Source organism: Amycolatopsis regifaucium (assembly GCF_001613935.1).
GTDB classification, from domain to species: Bacteria; Actinomycetota; Actinomycetes; order Mycobacteriales; family Pseudonocardiaceae; genus Amycolatopsis; species Amycolatopsis regifaucium.
The window spans coordinates 23,125-33,648 of record NZ_LQCI01000008.1 but is presented as its reverse complement, the minus strand read 5'-3'; the positions used below and the strand labels follow the sequence as shown (position 1 = coordinate 33,648).

The 10,524-nt window shown below is 67.8% G+C and carries 9 protein-coding genes; 3 read left to right on the top strand and 6 right to left on the bottom strand.

The genetic code is table 11. The features are described from left to right. The first annotated feature begins 1 nt into the window (after position 1). Positions 2-1,288: a protein kinase domain-containing protein gene (locus AVL48_RS09600; protein ID WP_061980529.1), complete on the top strand. Its 1,287-nt coding sequence runs from the start codon at positions 2-4 to the stop codon at positions 1,286-1,288. Further along, positions 1,285-3,249 carry a Stk1 family PASTA domain-containing Ser/Thr kinase gene (gene pknB / locus AVL48_RS09595; protein WP_061980530.1) on the top strand — a complete coding sequence of 655 codons (1,965 nt, stop codon included), beginning with the start codon at positions 1,285-1,287 and terminating at the stop codon, positions 3,247-3,249. Before AVL48_RS09600 ends, pknB begins: the two co-directional genes overlap by 4 nt. Before the next feature lie 81 nt (positions 3,250-3,330). On the opposite strand, the gene AVL48_RS38165 is transcribed toward pknB, so the two are convergent. From AVL48_RS38165 to AVL48_RS09570, 4 genes are all read right to left on the bottom strand, one after another. Further along, a protein-coding gene (locus tag AVL48_RS38165; protein ID WP_244162530.1) for an IS5 family transposase occupies positions 3,331-4,199 on the bottom strand; the annotation gives its coding sequence in 2 pieces (ribosomal slippage) (positions 3,331-3,825 and positions 3,828-4,199; 867 coding nt in all). 107 nt (positions 4,200-4,306) lie between these two features. Further along, on the bottom strand, positions 4,307-4,951 hold the full coding sequence (locus AVL48_RS09580) for a hypothetical protein (protein ID WP_061980532.1): 645 nt from the start codon (positions 4,949-4,951) through the stop codon (positions 4,307-4,309). Then, the gene (locus AVL48_RS09575) at positions 4,939-5,751 is read right to left on the bottom strand and encodes an ATP-binding cassette domain-containing protein (RefSeq protein ID WP_082857595.1); all 813 of its coding nucleotides are present in this window, start codon (positions 5,749-5,751) and stop codon (positions 4,939-4,941) included. The genes AVL48_RS09580 and AVL48_RS09575 overlap by 13 nt, the downstream gene beginning before the upstream one ends. Further along, positions 5,748-6,392, bottom strand: a complete 645-nt coding sequence (locus tag AVL48_RS09570; RefSeq protein WP_061980533.1) for an aminodeoxychorismate/anthranilate synthase component II — start codon at positions 6,390-6,392, stop codon at positions 5,748-5,750. Before AVL48_RS09570 ends, AVL48_RS09575 begins: the two co-directional genes overlap by 4 nt. A gap of 111 nt (positions 6,393-6,503) precedes the next feature. Here AVL48_RS09570 and AVL48_RS09565 point away from each other — a divergent pair, with 111 nt between their 5' ends. Beyond that, positions 6,504-7,823: an FAD-dependent oxidoreductase gene (locus AVL48_RS09565; protein WP_061980534.1), complete on the top strand. Its 1,320-nt coding sequence runs from the start codon at positions 6,504-6,506 to the stop codon at positions 7,821-7,823. 162 nt (positions 7,824-7,985) lie between these two features. Here the strand turns inward: AVL48_RS09565 and AVL48_RS09560 are convergent, their stop codons facing one another. Continuing rightward, positions 7,986-8,639: a response regulator gene (locus AVL48_RS09560; protein ID WP_061980535.1), complete on the bottom strand. Its 654-nt coding sequence runs from the start codon at positions 8,637-8,639 to the stop codon at positions 7,986-7,988. After that, positions 8,579-10,429 carry a sensor histidine kinase gene (locus AVL48_RS09555; protein ID WP_061980536.1) on the bottom strand — a complete coding sequence of 617 codons (1,851 nt, stop codon included), beginning with the start codon at positions 10,427-10,429 and terminating at the stop codon, positions 8,579-8,581. Before AVL48_RS09555 ends, AVL48_RS09560 begins: the two co-directional genes overlap by 61 nt. Positions 10,430-10,524: the final 95 nt, after the last annotated feature.

The following is a 10,524-nucleotide window of genomic DNA, read 5'->3' as shown; positions in this document are numbered from 1 at the left end:
CATGCTGTCCTCGGGTCAGCTGCTGGCCGACCGGTACAAGCTGACGAACCGGATCGCCGTCGGCGGGATGGGCGAGGTCTGGCAGGCGAGTGACACGCGACTGGACCGGACGGTCGCGGTCAAGATCCTCAAGGCGGAGCTGTCCGGGGACGCGGAGTTCCTGCACCGGTTCCGGACAGAGGCGCGGATGACGGCGTCGCTGAACCACCCCGGCATCGCCGCGGTGCACGACTACGGCGAGACCGTCGCCGACGAGCTGTCGATCGCGTACCTGGTGATGGAGCTGGTCGAGGGCGATCCGCTGGCCGCGATCATCACCCGTGAGGGACGGCTGAACGCCGAGCGCACCCTCGACATTCTCGAGCAGGCCGGTAACGCACTGCAGGCCGCGCACGAAACCGGTCTTGTGCACCGCGACGTCAAACCGGGCAACATCATGGTCACCCCGGCCGGACAGGTGAAGATCACCGACTTCGGGGTCGCGAAAGCCGCCGACGCCGCACCGGTGACGAGGTCCGGCATGGTCATGGGCACCGCCCACTACATCGCGCCCGAGCAGGCGCTCGGGCACAACGCCGAACCGGCGAGCGACGTCTACTCGCTGGCCGTGTGCGGTTACGAATGTCTCACCGGACACCGGCCGTTCCTTTCGGAGAACGCGGTGACCGTCGCGATGATGCACATCCGCGACATCCCGCCGCCGCTCCCGCCGGACGTACCGCCGGGCGCCCGCGCGGTCATCGAAGCGACCCTGATCAAGGATCCGAGACAGCGGTACAACAGCGGCGGCGAATTCGCGGCCGCGGTGGCCGCCGTCCGCGCGGGCCTGCCGCTGCCGACGCCGTCGGGGCTGATCAACGTCGCCTACGCGGGCCAGCCGCCCGTGTTGCCGCAGCAAGGCCAGCCCGGTCCGGTCTCGCCACCGAACCCGATGGTGGCGATCGGCCCGGCGTCGCATCCGGCGATGCACCCGGTCACCGGCCCGCCCCCGATGGCGGTCCGGCGGCTTCCCGGCAAACGGCCACAATGGGGCTGGTGGGTGCTGCTCGCGGTGATCCTGATCGCAGTACTGGTGGCAGGGGCCTTCCTCATCGTGAGACTGGTCGGTTCGGGCAACGGACAACAGTCGGGCGGCGTGGAAACGAGTGAACAGGCACCGGCACCGGGTAAGACCCCTGAAGGCCCTCCGCCGACATCCGCGTATCCCGCGGTACCGGAATCGGCCGGGCAGGCGAATCCAGGCATGATGAGCACACCTTGGACGGAATGGAACGGCACGCAGAGATGAGCACACCAAGACTGCTCAGCAACCGCTACGAGCTGGGCGATACGCTCGGCTACGGAGGCATGTCCGAGGTCCACCATGGCCACGACGTGCGCCTGGGCCGGGAGGTGGCGATCAAGATCCTGCGTGCCGACCTGGCGCGGGATCCCCAGTTCCAAGAACGCTTCCGTCGCGAGGCACAGAACGCGGCGGCACTGAACCACCCGGCGATCGTCGCCGTCTACGACACCGGCGAGACGAACACCGAGTTCGGCCCGCTGCCCTACATCGTCATGGAGTACGTCGAAGGACGGACTCTGCGCGACATCGTGAAGACCGAGGGTCCGATGTCGCAGAAGCGGGCGATGGAGGTCATGGCCGACGTCTGCGCGGCGCTGGACTTCTCGCACCGGCACGGCATCGTGCACCGCGACGTCAAACCGGCGAACGTGATGATCACGAAGAACGGCGCCGTCAAGGTGATGGACTTCGGCATCGCGCGCGCCATGCACGACGGCCAGTCCGCGATGACGCAGACCGCCGCGGTGATCGGCACGGCGCAGTACCTCTCGCCGGAGCAGGCCCGCGGTGAGTCCGTCGACGCGCGTTCCGACGTCTACGCCGCCGGTTGTGTGCTGTACGAACTCATCACCGGCGAGCCGCCCTTCACCGGCGACTCCCCGGTCGCGGTGGCGTACCAGCACGTCCGGGAGGACCCGAACCCGCCGTCGTCGGTGAACCCGGCGGTGGCGCCCGAGCTCGACGCCGTCGTGCTCAAGGCGCTCGCGAAGGGCCCCGCGAACCGCTACCAGTCGTCGGCGGAGATGCGGTCGGACCTCGTCCGGACGCTGTCCGGCCAGCGGCCGTCCGCGCCGATGGTGATGTCGGAGGACGAGCGCACCCAGGTCATGGACTCCGACCGCCGGGTGCCGCAGCGCTACGACCAGTTCGAGGAAGAGGAAGAGGACCCGGCGGCGAAGAAGAAACGCCGCGCCTGGCTGATCGCCGGCCTCGTCGTTTCACTGGCGGCCGTGGTGCTGCTGATCATGTGGCTGTCCAACGCGTTCAACAGCACCAGCGCGGAGAGCAAGGCGATCCCGAATGTGCTCGGCCAGTCCGAAGCGACCGCGAAGGACGCGCTTCGAGGTGCGGGCTTCAACTCGTTCGAAACCACCAAGAAGGTCCCCTGCACCGGCGAGGCCGTGAACGGTCTGCCCGCCTGCGACGAGAACGACATCGACAAGGTCATCGCGATCGCTCCGAAGGAAGGTCAGATGACGCTGACCACGGAGAAGATCACGCTGACCGTCGGCGCGAAGCCGTCCAAGGTCAAGACGCCGGACCTCAAGGGCAAGTCCCAGGCCGAAGCGGAAACCGTACTGGCCGGGGTCGGTCTGAAAATCGGTGCGATCACCGAGGACGAGACCGAAGACCCGAACCAGGCCGGCAAGGTCCTGTCGCAGAATCCGGCAGCGCAGTCCGATGTCGACCAGGGTTCCAAGGTCGACATCACGGTCGGGAAGTCCAAGGAACTGAAGACGGTCCCGAACTACAAGGGCAAGACGCAGGCCGAAGCCGAGGCCGGTTTGAAGGCCGCCGGGTTCACTCCTTCGGTGACCACCACGAGTTCCGACCAGCCCAAGGGCACGGTGGTCGACCAGAACCCGAACGGCGGGAAGCTCGCCGTCGGCAGTGTGGTCAAGCTGAGCGTGTCGGACGGCAGCCAGGAATCGATCGACATGCCGGAGCTCAAGGGCATGACGGAGGACGAGGCGAAGGCCAAGCTGCGTGAACTCGGCTGGTCGGGCTCGCTCAACACCCAGGCCGACAAGAGCGGTGACAAGGATGACGAGGGCAAGGTCAGCAAGACCAACCCGCAGGCCGGTTCGAAGATCGCGAAGAACGCGCCGATCACCATGTTCGTCTACGAGAGTGACGGAGGGCCGCCGTCCTCGAGTTCACGGTCGATCCTCCCGCCTGGGTGATCGACTGACGTGAAAGGGCCCCGCACGGTTTCGTGCGGGGCTCTTTTCATACGCCGAAAGGGCTAGGAGCTGTCCTGTAAGTCATCGGAGCCAGAGGATGATGGCGGCGATGGTGAGTTCTGCCTGGTAGTAGGCGGCGCGTTTGGCGTAGCGGGTGGCCAGGTCACGAAATTGCTTGAGCCGGTTGAAGCAGCGTTCCACGACGTTGCGCTGCTTGTAGACCTCGGCATCGAAGACCGGTGGTCGCCCGCCGCGGGAGCCCTTGGCTGCGCGGCGGGCGACCTGGTCGTCCCGTTCCGGGCTGACGAACCTGATCCGCCGGTCTCGCATCGCCTCCCGGGTCGAGGGATGTGAATAGGCTTTGTCCGCGATCACCGTCTCCGGCCGGCAGCGTGGCCGGCCCGGTCCGATGCGGGCGACGCTGATGCCATCCAGCAGCGGCAGCAGCTGCGGGTTGTCTCCCGCTTGGCCTGGGGTGAGCACGATCCGGACCGGCAGGCCTCGCCCTTCAACGGCAAGGTGGATCTTGGTGCTCAGTCCGCCACGGGACCGGCCGAGCCCTTCCCCGTCGCGGGCGAGGGCTTCGATTCCGTCGCTGCAGCCCCCTTTTTCCGGGCACCTGCAGCATGCTGGTGCGCCCGGACCACGCTCGAGTCGACCGAGATGATCCATTCGAGGTCGCCGACGGCGTCGTCTTTGACGATCACCCGGTCGAGGATCTTCTCCCAGGTACCGTCTTTGGTCCACAACCGCAGCCGCTCATGCGCGGTCTTCCACGGGCCATACCGTTCGGGCAGGTCACGCCACGGGGCGCCGGTGCGCAACTTCCACAAGATCGCGTTGATGACTTGCCGGTGATCCCGCCACCGCCGACCACCACCCTGCACCGGCGGCAACAGCGGCTCGATCACCGCCCACGCCTTGTCCGTCAACTCACCGCGACCAACCACCGCGCATAGCTACCAGAGACCCAGCTCAACCACTTACAGGACACGCCCTAGGCGGTAAGGCCGCGAAGGCCTCCTCGACACTTACGGGTCGGGAGGCCATACCCAGATCAGGCGTTGCGGCGGAGCAGGTATCCGACGACCGTCATGCTCACGAGGACCGCGGCGATCGCGGCCACCACCGCCACCGTGAACGCACCGGCCAGTGGCTGCTGTGAGGTCAGGGCGCGCAGCAGCGGGTTCGCCAGCGGCAGCCATTTGACCAGGAGCACGGCCGCGAGAGCGAAGATCGCCGCCAGTACGGACCAGCCGATGCGCGGGACCAACAGCCGGGAACAGGGCAGCCCGATCGCGATCCCGAACAGCGCGCACAACGCGTGCGCGCCGGCTCCGAGGGCGAAGGTGCCGAGCTGGAAGCCGCCCGATCGGAGCATCGACCACGCCAGCGTCACGACGATCAGCACGAAAGCGCAGCCGAAGACGGCCAGTGCGGCGCCGCCGAGGACCGATCGCCAGCGGCGGGCGTGGCTGAAGGTCACCAGCCGCTGGACGGGGTCCTCGATGTCGAGCAGCGCGATGGTCAGCCAGCACGAGACCACCAGGAGCGAGCCCGCGCTGATCCCGTATTGCGGCAGCAGCGGCGACTTCGGATCGGTGTAGAGCACGGTGTTGACCGCGAGGTAAGCGAGGATCGCGGGGAGATAGCGCTGAGAATGGCCGAGCAGCGCGAGGTAATAGCGGGTCATGGCGAGCACGGCGCCACCTCCCGGACCGAGAAACCCCGATTGAGAGCGCGAAGCAGGACAGCGTCCGCATGTCCGGCTTCGACCGTCAGGATGACTTGTTCACCGTCGGCGACGACCTGGCTGACCCCCGGTTCCGAAGACCAGTCGCCACGGGGGCCTCGCAAGACGACCCTGGTCGCCGTTTCGGCCTTCGCCGCTGCCTCGACGCGGGTCAGGTGCCCGGCGTCCATCCGGTGAACGTCGTCGGCGTGGGCGTGCACGACGGCCGCCCGGTGGTCGGTGAAGACCACGCTCGCGCCCCGCTCCTTGGTTTCGGCGACGAGCTCGCCGAGCACGGTATGCGCTTCGACGTCGAGGCCGGACCAAGGTTCGTCGAGGATCAGCAACTCGGGCTCGGCCAGGACGGCCTGTGCGAGGCCGACCTTTTGGGCGTTGCCCTTCGAAAGCGTCCGCAAGGGTGCGTCAGGCCCGCCGACCAGCGCCAGCCGCTCCAGCAACGGGTCGATGGCCGACAAGTCGACAAGTCCGTCGATGCGGGCCATATGCCGCAGGTAGGCCCTGGCGCTCATCCGCTGCCCGGCGGGAAAACGGTCCGGCAGGTAGCCGACGCGCGGACTGCCGACGACGTTTCCCGAGGTCTCCCGGGAAAGCGCCGCGAGAATCCTGAGCAGCGTCGACTTCCCAGAGCCGTTGGAGCCGAGGATGCCGATCACGCGACCCGCCGGGACGTCGAGATCGACGTCGACGAGTACGGGTTCGCCGCGGCCATAGCGCTTACCGACTCCTTCGAGCCGGATCAGCGGGGTCACGCAGCAGCGGCCTTCTGCAGCGCACGGGTCGCCTGTTCGAGTTCGTTCACCGTGGCGTCGGCGACCGGGTGCCCCGCTGAAGCCATCCAGTTCGCCAGCATGCGGTGCCCGCCCTGGGTGAGCACGGATTCGGGGTGGAACTGGACGCCCTCGAGCGGCAGCTCGCGGTGACGCATGCCCATCACGATGCCGGTGTCGGTGCGTCCTGTGATCTCGAACACGGCGTCGTCGATGGTTTCCGGCAAAACGGTCAACGAGTGGTACCTCGTGGCGGTGAACTCTTCGGGGAGTCCCGCGAGGACACCGCCGCCCGAATGGTGGACTTGACTGGTCTTGCCGTGCAGCAGTTCGGGTGCGCGGTCGACGGTGGCGCCGAAGACGACGCCCAAGGCCTGGTGGCCGAGGCAGACGCCGAGCATCGGGATCCGCTCGTCGGCGCATTTGCGGATGACGTCCATGCTCTGACCAGCACGTTCCGGGGTGCCGGGGCCGGGAGAGACGAGGACGGCGTCGAACTCGCCGAGCCTGTCGACTTCCACCACGTCGTTACGCCAGACGGTGCAGTCGGCGCCGAGCTGGGCCAGGTACTGGACCAGGTTGTAGACAAAACTGTCGTAGTTGTCGACGACGAGCACGCGCATACCGCCAGCTTAGCGGCTCCCACCAGGTGGACCGTACGCCAGATCACAATGATTGTTAGGGCTGCCTAACTTACCGTGGTAGGAGTGAGCCGTTCTCTTCGTGTAGCCATCGTGGGTGCCGGTCCGGCCGGCATCTACGCCGCCGACATCCTCGACAAGTCCGACGCCGACGTGACGATCGACCTGTTCGAGCGCATGCCGGCGCCGTTCGGGCTGATCCGGTACGGCGTCGCGCCCGACCACCCGCGGATCAAGGGCATCGTCACCGCCCTGCACAAGGTGCTCGACAAGCCGAACATCCGGCTGCTGGGCAACGTCGACTACGGGACCGACCTGAAGCTCGACGACCTGCGCCAGTTCTACGACGCGGTCATCTTCTCGACCGGTGCCATGGCCGACCGCGCGCTCGACATCCCCGGCATCGACCTCGACGGCAGCTACGGCGCCGCCGACTTCGTGTCCTGGTACGACGGGCACCCCGACGTGCCGCGGACCTGGCCGCTGAACGCGACCTCGGTCGCGGTGCTCGGTGTCGGGAACGTGGCGCTCGACGTGGCGCGGATCCTCGCGAAGACCGCGGACGAGTTGCTCACCACCGACATCCCGGACAACGTCTATCAGGGTTTGAAGGCCAGCCCGGTCACCGATGTGCACGTGTTCGGGCGCCGTGGTCCGGCTCAGGCGAAGTTCACGCCGCTTGAGCTTCGCGAGCTGGACCACTCGCCGAACGTCGAGGTCATCGTCTACCCGGAGGACATCGAGTTCGACGACGGCAGCATCGCCACGCTTCGGGCGTCGAAGCAGGTCGACATGGTCGTGAAGACGCTGCAGGAATGGGCGATCCGCGACCAGGGCGACCGGCCGAAGCGGCTGCACCTGCACTTCCTGCACTCGCCTTCGGAGGTGCTCGGCGAAGACGGCCGTGTCGTCGGCCTGCGGACCGAGCGCACCGAACTGACCGGTGACGGGAACGTGCGCGGCACCGGTGAGTTCCATGACTGGGACGTCCAGGCTGTTTATCGCGCGGTGGGTTACCTGTCTTCGCATCTGCCGGAGATCCCGTTCGACCACCACACCGGGACCGTGCCGAACAAGGCGGGCCGGGTGCTGGACATCGACGACGACCAGGTGCCGGGCGTCTACGTGACCGGCTGGATCAAGCGCGGCCCGGTGGGCCTCATCGGGCACACCAAGGGCGACGCGGCCGAGACGATCGCGAGCCTGCTGGCCGACGCCGACGATCTGGCCGCTCCGGCGGTGGACGATCCCGACGCGATCCTCGGTTTCCTGACCGAGCGCGGCATCCCCTTCACCACCTGGGAAGGCTGGGGCAAACTCGACGCCCACGAAAAGTCCCTCGGCGCCCCGCACGGCCGCGACCGCGTCAAGGTCGTGGAACGCGACGAAATGACCCGCATCTCGCGCTCTTGACTCACCTACCCAGCCCCCCACCCGTCCCAGGGGGCGGCCCCGAGCTCAGTCTATCGGCTGTGAAGGGGAAACGGGCTGGTCAGACGAGGTTGTCCACAGTCGGGCTCGGTTGTGGACAACTGTCGGGCAGGTCCTGAGGGGTCCCCATCCGAAGGGGACCCCTCAGGAACCCAGGTAGGCCAGCACCGCAAGGACGCGCCGGTTCGTGTCGTCCGAAGCGACGATGCCGAGTTTCGCGAAGATGTTCGCGGTGTGCTTCCCCACCGCTCCCTCGCTGAAGTGGAGCCGCCCGGCGATGGCGGCGTTCGAACAGCCCTCGGCCATCAGCCCGAGCACCTCGCGTTCACGAGGAGTCAGCGCGGACAGCGGGTCGGAAGCGTTGCCCGCCACCAGTTTCGCGATCACCTCGGGGTCCATCGCGGTCCCGCCGCCCGCCACGCGCCGTACCGCGTCGATGAATTGATCCGCGTTGAAGACCCGGTCCTTCAGCAGATATCCGATCGCACCGGCGCCGTCGGCGAGCAGTTCGCGCGCGTAGAGCTGCTCGACATGCTGGGACAGCACGAGAATCGGCAAGCCGGGAATCTCCCGCCGCATCGACAAGGCGACTTGCAGGCCCTCGTCGGTGTTCGTCGGCGGCATGCGGACGTCGACGACCGAGACGTCCGGCCGGTGTCCGCGCAGCGCGCGTTCCAGCTCGGGTCCGGTCCCGACCGCTTCGACGACGTCGAAGCCGTGCGCGGTCAGCAAATGCGTCAGGCCGTCTCGGAGGAGGTACTGGTCTTCGGCGACGACACATCGGGGTCGAGCTGGCACGGGATCTCCACGGTCGCCTTCGTCGGCCCGCCGGGCGGGCTGGTCAGAGCAAAAGTACCGTCGAACGCGCCCAGCCTGCGTTCGATCCCGCGAATCCCGCTTCCCCGAGCCGCGTTCGCGCCGCCCTTCCCATCGTCGGTCACCTCGATCCGCAGCACGCCCTCGTCGTAACCGAACTCGATCGATACCCTCCGCGCTTCGCCGTGCTTCGCCGCGTTGCCCAGCAACTCGCTGACCACGAAGTACGCGCACGCCTCCGCGGGCTGTTCGAGCCGAGGAAGCGAACCGCTGACGGAAGCCCGCAACGGACTGTCCAGCGCCAACGCCCGCACCGCGTCGGCGAGACCACGCTCGGACAACACCGGCGGGTGAATCCCCCGTACCAGCAGCCGCAACTCCGTCAACGTCTCGGACGACGTCTGCCGCAACTCGGCGGCGAGCCGTTTCGCGGCGGCCGGATCGGTGTCGATCAGCGCTTCGACCGCCCCCAGCTTCATTCCCATCGCGACCAGCCGCGACTGCACCCCGTCGTGCAGATCCCGTTCGATACGCCGCATCTCGGCGGCCTGCGCCACCGACGCGTCCGTCCGCGTCTGCTTCAGCCGCTCGACACGCTGTTCCAGCCGCGAAGCTTCCGTCGGGCCCAGCAACAGCTTCGCGAAACGCGCCTCCTGACGCGCCAGCCATGGTGTCGCCACCAGCCCGGCGACAAAGGCCGCCACGGCCACCGGAGTCAGCGCGAGCGCCTGGACATGGGTGGTCGCCTCGGGCAGCCCGACCATCGAGAACCACTGCGTGGTCGACCCCGAGATGTCCGCCCACTGGGCGATCGGGCGCCACACCCACAGCGCCAGCACGCCCCAGAAGCCGAAGAACACCAACGCCGCCGTCGGGGCCGCCAGCAGCAGCAGCACGACGGAGTTGACCACCGCGGCGAGCAGGTCACGCCAGGTCGCCCGATCACGCATCACCCAGCGCAAGCGAGTTCGCCTCGCCGGCCACCATGGCGTGTCGTACAGCTGCCGCCGGTACTGGTACAGCCCGTCCGGCCGCGGGAGGGGGAACGGCGGTTCCGGCAGATACGGCCGGTCGATCCGCACCCCGGTCCAGTTCCTCGCCTCACGGCGCAGGGTGTCGGTCACCGTCCGCCCGGCCAGCACCATCGTGGGAAACAGCGGGGTCGGTCCGATCAGGAAGAGCATCGTCGGAACCGTCATCGCGAGCTGCGCGACCGAAAGCGCGAACAGGGCCATCTGATGGCCCAGCGCCTCGAGATGTCGCTTGAGCCACCCTTCGCCGGTCCGAGACACGTGAGGTCCCAGCCACCATCGGGTCCAGTGGCCGTACATCCGCAGCGCGAGCGGCCCGGTCAGCAGCACGGCGGGGACGAGCAGCAGGCCCGCGATCGGATTCCACAGCTGCCAGCCCAGGTCGCGGCCGGTCGCCGGATCGTCGGAGATCCACTCGAACCGTTTGGTCCATCGGATGAACCACGACCGTTTGAACAGGCTGTTCCCGTCTCGATACCAGCCATCGCGCTCACGTTCCGGTTCGGGCGGCGCCGGCCGGTAGGGCGGCTCGACGTCGATACCGCACCAACGCCCGGACAGTCGCCGGGTGAGCGCGGCGCGCGGACGTGTCCCTTCCAGCGCCAGCGTATACGCGAAGACCAGCCCGACGCAGAGCAGGCAGAAACCCACCAGTTCGATCAGCAGGTCCAGCCAGCTCACCAGCGCCAAGACCGCGAGCGTCAACCCACGGCCCAGCGCGGTGAGGTAGGTGCGGATCATGCGACGAAGTCTTCCCCATCACCTCGCGCGGCACAGTGACCAAAGCTCCCCTAGTGGGGTGGGTCCAGCCCCACCCCACTTGGGGATTCAGCACC

What these genes read in the sequence shown, in the direction of transcription:
- AVL48_RS09570 (WP_061980533.1), bottom strand. Translation starts at nt 6,392, where the DNA reads ATGCGCGTGCTCGTCGTCGACAACTACGACAGTTTTGTCTACAACCTG.
- AVL48_RS09600 (WP_061980529.1), top strand. Translation starts at nt 2, where the DNA reads ATGCTGTCCTCGGGTCAGCTGCTGGCCGACCGGTACAAGCTGACGAAC.
- pknB (WP_061980530.1), top strand. Translation starts at nt 1,285, where the DNA reads ATGAGCACACCAAGACTGCTCAGCAACCGCTACGAGCTGGGCGATACG.
- AVL48_RS09555 (WP_061980536.1), bottom strand. Translation starts at nt 10,429, where the DNA reads ATGATCCGCACCTACCTCACCGCGCTGGGCCGTGGGTTGACGCTCGCG.